This is a genomic window from Pantoea sp. CCBC3-3-1 (genome assembly GCF_007981265.1).
Lineage (GTDB): Bacteria > Pseudomonadota > Gammaproteobacteria > Enterobacterales > Enterobacteriaceae > Erwinia.
Genome location: NZ_CP034363.1, coordinates 4,938,776 through 4,953,342 on the forward strand (window position 1 = coordinate 4,938,776; position 14,567 = coordinate 4,953,342).

At 54.5% G+C, this 14,567-nt stretch carries 12 protein-coding genes and 1 rRNA gene; 2 read left to right on the top strand and 11 right to left on the bottom strand.

Annotated features, from left to right (window positions below; genetic code table 11):
• Positions 1-23: 23 nt before the first annotated feature.
• Positions 24-1,564 (bottom strand): 16S ribosomal RNA (locus tag EHV07_RS23165).
• Positions 1,565-2,114: 550 nt separating this feature from the next.
• On the opposite strand from EHV07_RS23165, the gene mdtD reads away from it, so the two are divergent.
• Positions 2,115-3,515, top strand: coding sequence for a multidrug transporter subunit MdtD (gene mdtD / locus EHV07_RS23170; protein ID WP_147200421.1), 1,401 nt, complete (start codon positions 2,115-2,117; stop codon positions 3,513-3,515).
• Here mdtD and rbsR read toward each other — a convergent pair.
• From rbsR to budA, 9 genes are all read right to left on the bottom strand, one after another.
• On the bottom strand, positions 3,512-4,513 hold the full coding sequence (gene rbsR, locus EHV07_RS23175) for a ribose operon transcriptional repressor RbsR (protein ID WP_254446285.1): 1,002 nt from the start codon (positions 4,511-4,513) through the stop codon (positions 3,512-3,514). The two genes, mdtD and rbsR, sit on opposite strands and share 4 nt — an antisense overlap.
• A 3-nt stretch (positions 4,514-4,516) precedes the next feature.
• Positions 4,517-5,443 carry a ribokinase gene (rbsK, locus tag EHV07_RS23180; RefSeq protein ID WP_147200711.1) on the bottom strand — a complete coding sequence of 309 codons (927 nt, stop codon included), beginning with the start codon at positions 5,441-5,443 and terminating at the stop codon, positions 4,517-4,519.
• Positions 5,444-5,507: 64 nt separating this feature from the next.
• Positions 5,508-6,389 carry a ribose ABC transporter substrate-binding protein RbsB gene (rbsB, locus tag EHV07_RS23185; RefSeq protein WP_174822373.1) on the bottom strand — a complete coding sequence of 294 codons (882 nt, stop codon included), beginning with the start codon at positions 6,387-6,389 and terminating at the stop codon, positions 5,508-5,510.
• Between the two features lie 22 nt (positions 6,390-6,411).
• Positions 6,412-7,380, bottom strand: coding sequence for a ribose ABC transporter permease (rbsC, locus tag EHV07_RS23190; RefSeq protein WP_147200422.1), 969 nt, complete (start codon positions 7,378-7,380; stop codon positions 6,412-6,414).
• Positions 7,377-8,882 carry a ribose ABC transporter ATP-binding protein RbsA gene (gene rbsA / locus EHV07_RS23195; RefSeq protein WP_147200423.1) on the bottom strand — a complete coding sequence of 502 codons (1,506 nt, stop codon included), beginning with the start codon at positions 8,880-8,882 and terminating at the stop codon, positions 7,377-7,379. Before rbsA ends, rbsC begins: the two co-directional genes overlap by 4 nt.
• A 7-nt stretch (positions 8,883-8,889) precedes the next feature.
• The gene (gene rbsD, locus EHV07_RS23200) at positions 8,890-9,309 is read right to left on the bottom strand and encodes a D-ribose pyranase (protein WP_147200424.1); all 420 of its coding nucleotides are present in this window, start codon (positions 9,307-9,309) and stop codon (positions 8,890-8,892) included.
• A gap of 274 nt (positions 9,310-9,583) precedes the next feature.
• Positions 9,584-10,357, bottom strand: coding sequence for a (S)-acetoin forming diacetyl reductase (locus tag EHV07_RS23205; protein ID WP_147200425.1), 774 nt, complete (start codon positions 10,355-10,357; stop codon positions 9,584-9,586).
• 20 nt (positions 10,358-10,377) lie between these two features.
• Positions 10,378-12,057: an acetolactate synthase AlsS gene (gene alsS / locus EHV07_RS23210; RefSeq protein WP_147200426.1), complete on the bottom strand. Its 1,680-nt coding sequence runs from the start codon at positions 12,055-12,057 to the stop codon at positions 10,378-10,380.
• Between the two features lie 14 nt (positions 12,058-12,071).
• On the bottom strand, positions 12,072-12,854 hold the full coding sequence (budA, locus tag EHV07_RS23215) for an acetolactate decarboxylase (RefSeq protein ID WP_147200427.1): 783 nt from the start codon (positions 12,852-12,854) through the stop codon (positions 12,072-12,074).
• 105 nt (positions 12,855-12,959) lie between these two features.
• Between budA and EHV07_RS23220 the strand changes: the two genes are divergently transcribed.
• The gene (locus EHV07_RS23220) at positions 12,960-13,847 is read left to right on the top strand and encodes a LysR family transcriptional regulator (protein WP_147200428.1); all 888 of its coding nucleotides are present in this window, start codon (positions 12,960-12,962) and stop codon (positions 13,845-13,847) included.
• Positions 13,848-14,035: 188 nt separating this feature from the next.
• On the opposite strand, the gene EHV07_RS23225 is transcribed toward EHV07_RS23220, so the two are convergent.
• Positions 14,036-14,440: a YgiW/YdeI family stress tolerance OB fold protein gene (locus EHV07_RS23225; protein WP_147200429.1), complete on the bottom strand. Its 405-nt coding sequence runs from the start codon at positions 14,438-14,440 to the stop codon at positions 14,036-14,038.
• Between the last annotated feature and the right edge of the window lie 127 nt (positions 14,441-14,567).

Sequence of the window (14,567 nt, forward strand, 5' to 3'; positions counted from 1 at the left end):
CTGCGCGGGAAGGTATCTTCAGGTAAGGAGGTGATCCAACCGCAGGTTCCCCTACGGTTACCTTGTTACGACTTCACCCCAGTCATGAATCACAAAGTGGTAAGCGCCCTCCCGAAGGTTAAGCTACCTACTTCTTTTGCAACCCACTCCCATGGTGTGACGGGCGGTGTGTACAAGGCCCGGGAACGTATTCACCGTGGCATTCTGATCCACGATTACTAGCGATTCCGACTTCACGGAGTCGAGTTGCAGACTCCGATCCGGACTACGACGCACTTTATGAGGTCCGCTTGCTCTCGCGAGGTCGCTTCTCTTTGTATGCGCCATTGTAGCACGTGTGTAGCCCTACTCGTAAGGGCCATGATGACTTGACGTCATCCCCACCTTCCTCCGGTTTATCACCGGCAGTCTCCTTTGAGTTCCCACCATTACGTGCTGGCAACAAAGGATAAGGGTTGCGCTCGTTGCGGGACTTAACCCAACATTTCACAACACGAGCTGACGACAGCCATGCAGCACCTGTCTCACGGTTCCCGAAGGCACTAAGGCATCTCTGCCAAATTCCGTGGATGTCAAGAGTAGGTAAGGTTCTTCGCGTTGCATCGAATTAAACCACATGCTCCACCGCTTGTGCGGGCCCCCGTCAATTCATTTGAGTTTTAACCTTGCGGCCGTACTCCCCAGGCGGTCGACTTAACGCGTTAGCTCCGGAAGCCACTCCTCAAGGGAACAACCTCCAAGTCGACATCGTTTACGGCGTGGACTACCAGGGTATCTAATCCTGTTTGCTCCCCACGCTTTCGCACCTGAGCGTCAGTCTTTGTCCAGGGGGCCGCCTTCGCCACCGGTATTCCTCCAGATCTCTACGCATTTCACCGCTACACCTGGAATTCTACCCCCCTCTACAAGACTCTAGCCTGCCAGTTTCAAATGCAGTTCCCAGGTTAAGCCCGGGGATTTCACATCTGACTTGACAGACCGCCTGCGTGCGCTTTACGCCCAGTAATTCCGATTAACGCTTGCACCCTCCGTATTACCGCGGCTGCTGGCACGGAGTTAGCCGGTGCTTCTTCTGCGGGTAACGTCAATTGCTGAGGTTATTAACCTCAACACCTTCCTCCCCGCTGAAAGTACTTTACAACCCGAAGGCCTTCTTCATACACGCGGCATGGCTGCATCAGGCTTGCGCCCATTGTGCAATATTCCCCACTGCTGCCTCCCGTAGGAGTCTGGACCGTGTCTCAGTTCCAGTGTGGCTGGTCATCCTCTCAGACCAGCTAGGGATCGTCGCCTAGGTGAGCCATTACCCCACCTACTAGCTAATCCCATCTGGGTTCATCTGACAGCGAGAGGCCCGAAGGTCCCCCTCTTTGCTCTTGCGAGGTTATGCGGTATTAGCTACCGTTTCCAGTAGTTATCCCCCTCTGTCAGGCAGATCCCCAGACATTACTCACCCGTCCGCCACTCGTCACCCAAGAGCAAGCTCTCTGTGCTACCGTTCGACTTGCATGTGTTAGGCCTGCCGCCAGCGTTCAATCTGAGCCATGATCAAACTCTTCAATTAAAAGTTCGATTTGCTGCAACAAGTGCAGCGATGCTCAAGTGTAAAACGTCATAATGAATTTTCATTATGTGTTCACTCTTAAGACTTGATATTTTTTGACACCCGAAGGTGTCTTGATATCAATCCTGCGAGTGCCCACACAGATTGTCTGATAAATTGTTAAAGAGCGTTGCGAACAGTGCCTTAGCTTCCTGTCGCGAGGTGGCGTATATTACGCTTTCCTCCTTCAGAGTCAACTTCTTTTTTGGAAGTTTTTCTCCGGCGATTCAGCTTCCTGAACCTCCTGAACCGGCGGGCTGTAAGCCGTTGTGCCGTCTCAGTGGTTGCGCATTATAGGGAGTTCTCGCCGGCTGACAAGTTTTTATTTAAGAAAAAATGCCGACCGTTTCTTTTTTCACCGAACGCTGAAAACAACACCATTTCGTGGCTACTTTGCCAGCAAAACGCCCGCTAAATCCCGCTTTTGGCATCACGGCTGCCTGCAACGCAATGCTATTCTTTATGTTCTTCAGGAATACCTGTCGGCAATTATTACTGAGAAGGATGCCCAATGATTAAATCCGCGCGCAGTATGGCCGGACTTCCGTGGATTGCAGCGATGGCTTTCTTTATGCAGTCGCTGGATGCCACGATACTCAATACTGCACTTCCTGCTATCGCCCAAAGCCTTAACCGCTCTCCTCTGGCAATGCAATCTGCCGTTATCAGCTATACCCTTACCGTCGCCATGTTGATTCCCGTCAGTGGCTGGCTGGCCGACCGGTTCGGAACGCGCAAAATCTTTATTATTGCCGTTTCCCTGTTTACGTTGGGATCGCTGGCCTGCGCGCTCTCCAGTTCGCTGGCGATGCTGGTTATCTTCAGGATTGTGCAGGGGATTGGTGGTGCGATGATGATGCCGGTCGCCAGGCTTGCCCTACTGCGAGCGTATCCGCGTAGCGAACTGCTACCCGTGCTGAATTTCGTCACGATGCCGGGCTTAATCGGGCCAGTACTCGGTCCGCTGCTGGGCGGCGTGCTGGTTACGTATGCCACCTGGCACTGGATATTCCTGATCAACATTCCAATGGGCATTCTGGGCATCGTTTACGCCCGCAAATACATGCCGGACTTCACTACGCCAAAACGCCGCTTCGATTTAGTGGGGTTCTTACTGTTTGGTACCGGGCTGGTTCTGCTCTCCAGCGGCATTGAGCTTTTTGGCGAGAGGATTGTTGCCACGGCTGTTGCGCTAGCGGTGACGTTCGGCGGCATTTTGCTTCTTCTTCTCTATATAGTGCACGCCCGCCGCAACCCGGCTCCTCTCATTCCTTTACCGATGTTCAAAACCCGCACTTTCTCAGTAGGCATTCTTGGCAACATCGCTTCGCGTCTGGGCACCGGATGTATTCCCTTTCTGATGCCGCTGATGTTGCAGGTCGGCTTTGGCTATTCGGCCGTGCTGGCGGGTTGCATGATGGCACCAACGGCAGTAGGGTCGATTCTGGCAAAATCGACGGTAACGCAGGTGCTGCGCTGGTTTGGCTACAGAAAGACATTAATGTGGATTAGCATCATTATCGGCCTGCTGATCGCCAGCTTCTCGCTGCAAAGCCCGGCGTCAGATTTGATCATGCTATTGCTGCCGCTCTTTATATTGGGCATGGCGATGTCTACACAGTTCACAGCCATGAACACGATTACCCTGGCCGATCTGAACGATGCGAACGCCAGTAGCGGTAACAGCATGCTGGCCGTGACGCAGCAGCTGGCGATCAGTTTTGGTGTTGCCGTCAGCGCAGCTGTCCTGCGCTTTTATGAAAACTTTGACGGCACCACCGTTCAGCATTTCCACGCCACCTTCCTGACGATGGGCGTGGTGACAATACTTTCCGGACTGGTATTTATGCTGCTGAAGCCCGGCGATGGCAGGCATCTGATTAGCAATCGGGAAAAACGTAAGAAAAGCTAGATCCCGGCAACCGAGCCACGCTCTATTAATTCTGGCGTCAGCACCAGCAGCTGCTGGCTGCCGCCAGGAGCGGCAAGACGATGGATAAGGGTATCAATTGCCAGCTCGCCTAAATCGTCTTTCGGCTGATGAATGGTGGTCAGCGGCGGCGTCATATAGCGCGCCAGTTCGATGTCGTCATAACCAATTACCGCGATATCCTGCGGCACAGAGAGCCCGGCCTGATATAAAGCATGATAGACGCCAACCGCCATCGCATCATTACTGGTAAAAACGGCTTCAGGCTGTGGGTTGATCGCCAACAGCTGATTCATCGCATTAAAACCGCCCTGGAACTCAAAGTCTCCTGTCACCACGTAGCCCGGCAGGACTGGCAAATCCGCATTGTTCATCGCCTGAAGATAACCATTAAGACGCAGGCGTGCTGGCGTCTTGTCCTGCGGCCCGGTAATGCAGGCGATACGGCGGTAACCACGCGAGATCAGATAGCGCGTCGCCATTTCGCCGCCCAGCAGTGAGTTATCCTGAATAATATCGCTGCCGCCGTCAAAAGGCGCCCAGTCCATCATCACCGAAGGAACGGAAGGATAACGATTAAGGATATCAGCCGACGGCAGATGACTTTCAGTACACATAATCAACAAACCATCGACGCGCTTCTGTAGCAGCGTTTCCAGGCTGCGGTTCATGCGCGCTTCGTCGCCTTCGGTATTGCACAATACCAGGCTGTAGCCTCGCTCATAGCAACTTCTTTCTACGCCGCGAACCACTTCTGAATAAAAGGGGTTGCTGCTGGCAGTGAGTAGCATCCCGATGGTCCGCGTTTGCTTGAGTTTCAGGCTGCGTGCCAGCGCAGAAGGCGCATAATTCAGGTTGCCGATCGCCGTGGTGACTTTTTCACGCACCGCTTCGCTGACAAAGCGATTGTTATTAATGACGTGAGAAACGGTGGAAGTTGATACGCCTGCCAGCCGTGCAACATCTTTCATGGTCGCCACGGCCTACTCCTGCCGCAGAAGGAAACTGTCAGTTTCTTCCCGCCATGGCACAGAAGGCTGCGCGCCGGGGCGCGTTACGGCAATGGCCGCCGCCGCATGCGCAAAACGTACGGCCTGAGGCATTGCCATGCCTTCCAACAGGGCAGTGATTAGCGCACCATTAAAGGTATCGCCCGCTGCGATAGTATCCACAGCGTCGACTTTGAATCCGGCAATGCGCTCGCCGCGGCCTTCTTCGCTCAGCCACACGCCACGGCTGCCCAGGGTAATCAGCACGCTGGGGATACCTTTGTCATGCAGCACCGCCGCCGCCTGCGCAGCATCTTCATCGGATTCAATATGTACGCCCGTCAGGATTTCCGCTTCGGTTTCGTTGGGCGTGATCATATCGATTAACGACAGCAGCTCGTCTGAAAGCTTTGTTGCAGGCGCAGGATTGAGGATAACTTTCGTTTGATGCTGTTGCGCAATTTGCGCCGCCGCCAGCACGCTATCGAGCGGGGATTCCAACTGCATTAATAGTGCATTCGCGTCGGCAATCGTCTGCTGATGTTTTTGAACCCGCGCGGGTGTGAGTGAAGCGTTAGCACCCGCATGGATCCCGATGCTGTTTTCGCCTTCACCATTAACAAAAATCAGCGCGACGCCGGTTGATTCACCCGGGACAGCGGTAACAGGCGAGACATCAATATTGTCTTCAGCCAGCTGCTGACGAATACGCTGGCCAATATCATCTTCGCCCACGCAGGCAATAAAGGAAATATCGGCACCGCTGCGTCCGGCAGCGACCGCCTGATTAGCGCCTTTACCGCCAAAAGCGACCTGATACTGCTTGCCAATAACCGTTTCGCCGGGGCGAGGAAAGGTGGTCAGATTGAGGATATGATCTGCATTAATACTGCCAAGAACAGCCAGCTTGCCGGTTTTCATCATCGGGGAGTCCAGAAAAAGGCGCCACCTGCAAGAGGTGGCGCGTGCCATGCTTTTCTTTGATTTATTGAGTGACCAGCTTCAGGTCAACCGGATTGATAGCCTGAACCTGCTGGCCCTTCAGCACTTTATCGGCCGTTTGCACGCCGATAACGCCGATTTGCTCCGGCTGCTGTGCGACAGTAGCGGCCAGTTTGCCGCCCTGCACGGCTTTTACGCCGTCCGCGGTGCCGTCGAAGCCGACTACTACCACATCAGATTTGCCCGCCGTTTGCAATGCGCGCATAGCACCTAATGCCATTTCATCGTTCTGAGCAAAGACTGCCTGCACGTCCGGATGGGCTGTCAGCAGGTTTTGCATCACGTTCAGCCCCTTGGTACGGTCAAAATCTGCCGGCTGGCTGGCCAGCACAACAAACTTGTGCGCATCCGCCGCCGTTTTGAAGCCTTCGCCACGCTCACGTGCCGCAGAAGTCCCGGCAATACCTGCCAGTTCAATGATTTTGGCATTGTCGCCCAGCCGCTTCGCAATGTAGTCGCCCGCCATTTTCCCGCCCAGGCGGTTATCGGAGGCAACATGACTGACGACCTTGCCCTGAGCAGCAACGCGGTCAAGCGTAATGACCGGGATATTGGCCTGATTAGCCATTTTCACCGCATTGCCTACCGCATCTGAATCAGTCGGGTTAATCAGCAGCAGTTTGGTACCGCGTACCGATAAGTCCTGCACGTTAGCCAGCTCTTTTGCCGGGTTGTTTTGCGAATCCAGCACGACCAGGTTGTAGCCCAGCTTGTCTGCTTCTTTCTGTGCACCCTCTTTTAATGAGACGAAGAACGGGTTGTTCAGCGTGGACACCACCAGCGCGATGGTCTCTTTAGCCAGCGCGTTTGCGCTTACCGTGGCGCTGAGCAGCACGGCCAGCGCGGTCAGTTTGGTCATTTTCATTATCAGTTCCTGTAGGGGAGAGTTATTTACCGCTTTTGTTATCTACCAGTACTGCCAGCAAGATCACTACCGCTTTGACGATCATCTGGAAATAAGATGAAACGCCAAGCAGGTTCAGACCGTTATTCAGAAAGCCGAGGATCAGCGCGCCGATTAAGGTGCCCATGATGCGCCCTTTACCGCCCGCCAGGCTGGTGCCGCCCAGCACGACGGCGGCGATAGCATCCAGTTCATAGCCGGTTCCGGCCGTAGGCTGTGCCGAAGAGAGACGCGCCACTTCAATGGTGCCTGCCAGGGAAGCCAGCATGCCGCACAACGCATAGACAATGATTTTTACCCGACTGACGCTGATACCGGATAAACGAGTGGCCGCTTCGTTACCGCCCAACGCATAGATATAGCGGCCGAGGCGCGTATGGTGCAGCATGTACCAGGCCAGTAAAAATACCAGCGCCATCAGCCAGACCGGCGTCGGGACCCCCAGCGGACGGCCAATGCCGAACCAGCCAAACAGATCGGCATTATCGTTAAAGCCAGTATTGACCGGACTGCCGTTGGTATAAACCATCGTTACGCCGCGTAGCAGCAGCATCATCACCAGCGTGGCAATAAAGGCCTGCACTTTTCCTTTGGCGACAATGGTGCCGGTCACGGCACCGACCGCTGCCCCCAGCGCCAGCGAAGCCGCAACGGCCACCAGCGCATTCACCTCCATTCCGATCAGCGAGGCACCCACTGCGCCAGTTAGCGCCAGCAGGGAACCGACGGAAAGATCGATGCCGGAGGTCAGGATCACCAGCGTCATGCCCACGGCCATAATGGCATTGACCGATGTCTGCTGAAGGATGTTGAACATATTGTTCAGGGTGAAGAAGTTCGGGCTCAGGCTTGAGACGATCGCAATCAGCACGATCAGCGCAATCAGGGATTTTTGTTCCAGCAGCCAGCTTTTGCTGAACAGGCGGTTTGCCTGAAGGGTTTGGGTACTCATAGATGCTCCACGCTATGTTTCTTGCCGACCGCTGCCGCCATCAGGACTTCCTGCGTGGCCTGTTCAATCGGGAAATCGCCGCTCAGGCGGCCTTCATGCATCACCAGCACGCGATCGCTCATACCCAGCACTTCGGGCATTTCCGAGGACACCAGGATGATGCTCAGTCCTTCCTGTTTGAACTGATTGATTAACTGATAAATTTCTTTTTTAGCGCCCACATCGACGCCACGCGTTGGCTCGTCGAGAATCAGCACTTTTGGCCGCGTCATCAGCCCGCGAGCAATCGCGATTTTTTGCTGGTTGCCGCCGGATAACAGCCCGATGGGTTGTTCCATTGAAGGCGTCTTTACGTTGAAGAGTTTGATAAAATCGCTAACCGCCAGCTGCTCTTCCGCGTGTTTCAACCGTCCGCCGCTGTGGCTGAAATAGTCCAGCGCGGTCAGGGACATGTTCTCTTTTACTGACATACCCAGCACCAGCCCGTCACGTTTACGATCTTCGGAGATATAAACGATGCCGCATCTCAGGCCTTCTTCTGGTGAACGTGTTAGTACTTTTTTACCGTCGAGCGTCACGTTACCGCTGCTGCGCGTCAGCGCGCCGTAAAGCACCTTCATCAGTTCGGTGCGGCCCGCGCCCATCAGTCCGGCAACACCCAGAATCTCGCCTTTGCGCAGCGAGAAGCTGACATCCTCCACGCCGGGGCCGCTGAGATGCTCAACGTGAAGGCGAATATCGCCAGGTGCTTTGTCCAGCCGGGGATATTGTTCTTCCAGCTTGCGGCCAACCATCATCTCAATCAGAGAATCTTCGTTGAGCGTCTCCACCGCGCGTTCGGCAATAAACTGACCGTCGCGGAAGATGGTGACGTCATCGCAAATCTCGAAAATCTCTTTCATGCGGTGCGAGATGTAAACAATGCCGCAGCCCTGGGCTTTCAGTTCCTTAATAACGCGAAACAGCGACGCCGTTTCGGTATCGGTCAGCGCATCGGTAGGTTCGTCCATGACGATAACTTTGGACTGGTAACTCAATACCTTGGCTATTTCCACCATCTGCTGATCGCCAATCGACAAATCACCCACCAGCGTGTGACTGCTGAAGCGCAGGTTGAGCCGCTTCAGCAAAATGTCCGCCTCGGCGTGCATTTTCTTCCACTGGATACAACCGAGTTTGTTAACAAACTCGCGTCCGAGGAAAATATTTTCAGCAACGCTGAGCTGCGGGATCAGATTCAGTTCCTGATGAATAATGCCAATCCCCGCTTCCTGCGAGGCTTTTGGACCGGAAAAATTCACTTCTTCGCCCAGCCACTTCATGGATCCTGCATCGCGGCTGTAGATACCGGTCATCACCTTCATCATGGTGGATTTCCCTGCGCCGTTTTCGCCCACCAGCGCCATCACGCGGCCTGGGTAAACGGCCAGCGTCGCGCCCGAAAGCGCTTTGACGCCAGGAAAGGATTTTTCAATACCCTGTAATTGCAGTAAAGGTTGCATCACGGCCTCAGAAGGTCACGCCAGCACAGAAGATGACGTTCGCATAGGGAGAACACTCCCCGCTGCGAATAACCGCATGACTATGCTGGGTCTGCTGTTTGAACTGTTGATGAGTTACGTATTGAACAGCAATGCTGTTTCCCTGGTGTTGTTGCAATAAGTCGAGCAGTGCCAGCAGTTCGTCATGAAGACGGGGGTTATGAGATTTGATCTCTTCCGCGATGATGGCGCTCTCAACCTGCATCTCTTCAGTTACGGCTTTCACCACCTGCATAAAGCTGGGAATACCTTGCGTTAACGCCAGATCGATACGCTCTGGCCCGGCCGGAACAGGCAGGCCAGCATCACCGATTGTCAGGCTGTCGGTATGCCCCAGGCGGGAAACCAGGGACGAAATAGCAGAATTCAGTAGGGTGCCTTTTTTCATCTTTCACTCCAGAGCGAAACGTTTCGCTGATCGGGAGTGTAAAAAAACGCCGCAGGAAAACAATCTGCATGCGATGAAATTGTGATCGCTATCGAAACGTTTCGTTAACAGGGGGAGGCATTTGACTAAAGGGAGAGAACGGGGAAGTCAGCCTGCGGGAAAATGAGGTAAAAAACACCCTGTCTGGGAGATGAAGGATACGCGGTGGCGGCGTTGAGCTGTTCAGCCGCCACGGTTTAGCGACGGCCGAACGCTGTCATCACGCTAATATGAATCAGTTGAAGACCATACCGCCGTCAATCAATAGCGACTGTCCGGTCATATAATCGGAATCCGGGCCTGCGAGGAAAGAGACGCAGGCAGAGACATCCTCCGGCTCGGACAGGCGGCCCAGCGTGATGCGTTTCGCAAACTCTGCCGTCCCATAGCCCAGTGGCTTACCAGCCGCTTCAGAAACCTGACGATCGATTTCTGCCCACATCGGCGTTTTTACAATGCCCGGACAGAAAGCGTTCACGGTGATGCCGGCGGGAGCAAGGTCTCGGGCAGCAGTCTGGGTCAGTCCGCGTACGGCAAATTTACTTGAGCTGTAAACCGCCAGTTCAGGGTTGCCGACATGGCCCGCTTGCGAGCAGGCGTTAATGATCTTGCCGCCGTGGCCTTCCGCTTTAAAGGCCTGGATAGCGGCCTGCATGCCCCAAATCACGCCTTTCACGTTGATATTATAGACTTTATCGACCACTTCTTCTGTGATCTCTTCAATCGGCGTGCTCGGCGCAACGCCCGCGTTGTTAACGATGACGTCGAATCCACCCAGCTCTTTCCGGGCCTGCTCAACCGCCGCAAAAACCCGATCCCGTTTTGAAACATCTACCGTCACCGCGAGAGCCTTACCGCCCGCGCTGACAATTTCATCAGCAACCTGACGGGCAGTCTGGGCATTGAAATCCGCGACCGCGACGGCAAAGCCATCTTTTGCTAAACGTAACGCGATGGCTTTACCAATTCCCTGACCACTACCGGTAACTAAAGCGACTTTCGTTTTCATATCTTCTCCGTGAACAGTTCTTAAAAAATCTGACTCAGATGCAGCTGGCCCATCAGCATTGGATTGTCGGCATAGTCTACCGGCACGGCTACCACTGCGGGTCCCTGCACATCCATGGCGCGTCGAAGCGTTGGCTCGAGTTCGGCGGCGCTTTCAACCGCAAAACCGGCGGCGCCAAAGGATTGCGCATAGGCTTTGAAATCGACCGGGCCGAATTTGACGCCTGATACGCGGTTATATTTTTTCTCTTCCTGCATCGCCACCATGTTGTAGGCTTCATCGACCCAGATGATGTGCAGGATATTGGCGCCAAGACGCACCGCAGTTTCCAGCTCCATGCTTGATTGCAGGAAGCCGCCATCGCCGGAAACGGACACCACTTTACGGCTCGGATCCACCAGCCAGGCTCCAATCGCCCATGGCAGCGCAACGCCCATGGTTTGCTGACCGTTAGAGATCATGATTTGGCGGGCGCGGAAGCTGTAAAGATAACGAGCGATCCAGATGTGGAAGCTGCCCATATCAACGGTCAGCGTGACGTCATTGTTAATGATGTCCTGCATCGCTCTTACAATGCGCAGCGGGTGCAGGGCAAACTGATTCAGGCTTTGGCCCTGTAGCGACAGCAGTTCACGCTGATGCTGGCGATCTTCCAGAATCGCGGCGGCTTCCGGGCTGAGCTGTAAGCGGGTTTCAATACGCCCGGCCAGCTTGTCGACGGTGGCGGCAATATCACCGACCAGCTCCGCATCCGGCAGATAGCAGTTATCGGCATCCGACGGCAGGACGTCGATATGCACCAGCGTTGCCGTACCGCTGTTCCACATCGCCGGTTCGTACTCGACCGGGCTGTAGCCAATCGTGATAATTAAATCCGCGCCGCGTAGCAAACGGTCGCCCGCCTGGTTGTTGAACAATCCGACACGACCGGCAAAGCGGGAAAAATGCTCCTGTCGGACTGCGCCCGCAGCCTGATAAGTACTGGTGACGGGAATATGGCTACGTGCCAGCAGACGATGAATGGCATCGCTGTTTTCCGGCTGGCTGGCCATCAGGCCCAGCAGGATCACCGGGTTCTTCGCCTGCGTTATTTGTTGTGCCACGGCAGCGATAGCCGCTTCCGGTGCAGATCCCAGCAGAACCTGACCTTTGCTGGTCAGTAACTGGCCGGTGGCCGGTTGGTCAACAATATCCTGGGGCAGGCTGACAAAAGCGCCGCCGCCGCGTCCGTGTTCCGCATGACGGAATGCGTTAGCAACCACTTCCGCCAGCGCGTTTGAATCGGTAACTTCAACCGCATATTTGGTGACCGGACGGAACATGGACACGGTGTCCATGCTCTGATGCACCTGTTTGGCGCTGTCGGCACGTTTTACCTGGCCACCTAAGGCAACAACGGGATCGCCTTCACTGGTGGCGGTAGCCATACCGGTGATCAGGTTTGAACAGCCAGGGCCGGAGGTGACCAGCGCAACGCCTGCATTACCGGTCAGGCGTCCAACCGCTGCCGCCATAAAAGCCGCATTCGCTTCATGACGCACCGGGATGGTCTGAATAGTGGAGTCCACCAGCGAGTCGAACATTTTATCGATTTTCGCGCCGGGAATGCCGAACACCTGTTTCACACCCTGCGCTTCAAGTTGTGCGACGACCAGATCCGCGCCGTGCTGCCAGATTGCTGTCTCGGTTGGATTTTTCATAATGGGTCCTCAGGTTAGCTTTCTACGGAACGGATCGCGGAATCCAGATTTTCAGGATTAAGATTGGCGCTCAGGAAATCGTTATCACCAGGCAGATCAATCACCAACTTACTGATTTCGCCAAAGGTCAGTTCGCCTTCCTCCAGCTGATAATCGAGCAGGTGTCCGCCGCCCTGGCGATCGTCGGTAATAAAGTGTTCGTGATAGCCCGCAACGTTAATGCCCTGCATGTATTGCGGCGTGCGGAATCCAATCAGCACGCCATTGCGCTGGCTGAAATGAAAGGTCGGCTGCTGGCCCAGAACTTCCGGCATGGAGCGGTAAGGGCGATGCTGGCAGGGAACGGTACGCGTAGACGCCGCAGAGAAATGTCCGTTAATACGCAGCGCGCAGAACTGGTTATCTGACGTTACCTGGCTGTCAATCAGCGCATGAATTTCCTGACGGCTAGCCGGTTTGGAGAAATGATGGCTGTACTGTGGCTTAAAGAAGGTAACAACGGCGAAAGGCGTCTTCTGGTCAGGGCGGGCTTCACGGGCGCTACCGTCGGAGCGCAGCTGATAAAATTCGCTGTCGAACGCGATCAGTTCACCGTCCAGCTGGTTGAAGGTGCCCAGACCAAAATCCCCTTTTTTCATCAAATCGGCAACGGTGACGTTGCCGTCGTAGACGCCGCTGAGCAACGCGCTCATCAGGGAGGTCTGATAGATTACGCTTTCTGGCTTATGTTTGCGCAGCGCACTGACGGTGGATGCCAGCTGTTGCTCACATAAACAGTCATTTACAGAATGTTTCATTACTTGCCTCGCCACTAAAACAGTTCAGAGTTATTAATAGAATGTTGACTCGATTCAGTCACCGTTTCCAATACAGAAAACCCATCACTTTGAGACGTATTTGATATGGAACTTCGCCATCTGCGTTATTTCGTTGCGGTTGCGCAAACGCATAACTTTACGCGTGCGGCGGAAATGCTGGGGATCTCTCAGCCTCCTCTCAGCCAGCAAATCCTGCGTCTGGAGCGGGAGATTGGTACACCGCTGTTGAAAAGGCTGACGCGCAGCGTCGAGCTGACGGAAGCGGGAGAAGCTTTCTATCAGGATGCCTGCCAGATCCTGGAGCAAACCGGCCATGCGCTGGAAAAAGCCAAAGGCATTGCACGCGGCGTCAGTGGCCAGCTGTCGCTCGGCGTCGCCAGCTCGGTCTCTTTTCACGATCGGGTTTTTAATCTGCTGCGGGATTTTCAGGAACGCTATCCCGATATGGAACTGTTGATGCGCGAGCAAAATATGGCGGCGCTGATGCATGATTTGCAGGAGGGCTTGCTGGATGCGGCTTTTGTGCGGCTGCCTTGCGAAAGCAGCAAAGCCTTTAATCTGAAGGTGATAGCCAGTGAAAAGATGCTGGTGGTGCTGCCGGTGGGCCATGCGCTTGCGAAAGAAACCCGAGTGGCGCTGTCTCAATTAGGAGACGAGCCGCTGATTATGTTTCCTCGTGAAGTCGCCCCCAGTCTGTACGAGCTGGTGCTTAGTGCCTGTCTGCGAGCCGGATTTCAGCCGCATACCGGCCAGCAGTCACCGCAAATTTCCTCTTCCGTCGGTATGGTCGCTGCCGGATTTGGTTTTGCTATTGTGCCCGCCTCTTTGTGCTGTATCAGCCATCCGGGCGTAACTTATCTGCCGATTGACGATGCCGCGCTGAACACGGACATCGCGCTGGCCTGGCGACGGCTCGACCGTTCGCCCGCCGTACTGCACCTGGTTGCGATGATGGAAAACCTGCGGGGATAGCCTTACCAGTCATTGTTAACAAGGTGCCGGCACGAGGAACACCAGCCTTCCACAAAGACGCAAAAAGCGGCATCCATGCCAGCTCGGCCTGGGCCGTCCATGGCCCAGGACGCTTTGTTCCAGGCTGATGTTCCTCGCGCTTTGAGTATCTCAGTTGTTTGCGAAAGGGTTCGTCCCGCAGGTTACGCTTAGCCCTGGATTTTACGGATCTGTTTCACTTCCAGCTCAACAGAGTTGAAATCCTTATCCAGCTTGCCCTGAATTTCGACTTTATCGGCAGGCGTCACGTTTTGTCCTTCCCAGCGCTTGTGATCGATTTCAACTTTGAGGGTGCCGGTCGCATCGCGGAAGATATAGTCATCATCACCCACGCGTTTTTCAATGTTGCCGCGCAGCGTCACCCAGGCATCGTCTGCCAGATCCTGAGCCTGCTTAACCGTAACAATCGCCTCTTTCGCGCCGCTGAATCCGCCTTTATGAACCTGAGTGGAAGGTGCCGGTGCATTAGGATCGTTGAATCCACCCGTCTGAGCAGCAAATACCGGTGTGGAAACCAGTGCAGCAATAGCAAACAAAGCAGCTCTCTTTTTCATGTTATTCACCTTTATTCCCTTACGTTATGCAGTCAATACTGCGCGATTCGTTGTGTTCGTGAGCTATTTAACCCAGGTTTTCTTAACAGGATCTTAAGGAAAATCATAAAGGAGACTTTTTTATTTT

What these genes read in the sequence shown, in the direction of transcription:
- mdtD (WP_147200421.1), top strand. Translation starts at nt 2,115, where the DNA reads ATGATTAAATCCGCGCGCAGTATGGCCGGACTTCCGTGGATTGCAGCG.
- rbsK (WP_147200711.1), bottom strand. Translation starts at nt 5,443, where the DNA reads ATGAAAACCGGCAAGCTGGCTGTTCTTGGCAGTATTAATGCAGATCAT.
- rbsB (WP_174822373.1), bottom strand. Translation starts at nt 6,389, where the DNA reads ATGAAAATGACCAAACTGACCGCGCTGGCCGTGCTGCTCAGCGCCACG.
- rbsC (WP_147200422.1), bottom strand. Translation starts at nt 7,380, where the DNA reads ATGAGTACCCAAACCCTTCAGGCAAACCGCCTGTTCAGCAAAAGCTGG.
- rbsA (WP_147200423.1), bottom strand. Translation starts at nt 8,882, where the DNA reads ATGCAACCTTTACTGCAATTACAGGGTATTGAAAAATCCTTTCCTGGC.
- rbsD (WP_147200424.1), bottom strand. Translation starts at nt 9,309, where the DNA reads ATGAAAAAAGGCACCCTACTGAATTCTGCTATTTCGTCCCTGGTTTCC.
- EHV07_RS23205 (WP_147200425.1), bottom strand. Translation starts at nt 10,357, where the DNA reads ATGAAAACGAAAGTCGCTTTAGTTACCGGTAGTGGTCAGGGAATTGGT.
- alsS (WP_147200426.1), bottom strand. Translation starts at nt 12,057, where the DNA reads ATGAAAAATCCAACCGAGACAGCAATCTGGCAGCACGGCGCGGATCTG.
- budA (WP_147200427.1), bottom strand. Translation starts at nt 12,854, where the DNA reads ATGAAACATTCTGTAAATGACTGTTTATGTGAGCAACAGCTGGCATCC.
- EHV07_RS23220 (WP_147200428.1), top strand. Translation starts at nt 12,960, where the DNA reads ATGGAACTTCGCCATCTGCGTTATTTCGTTGCGGTTGCGCAAACGCAT.
- EHV07_RS23225 (WP_147200429.1), bottom strand. Translation starts at nt 14,440, where the DNA reads ATGAAAAAGAGAGCTGCTTTGTTTGCTATTGCTGCACTGGTTTCCACA.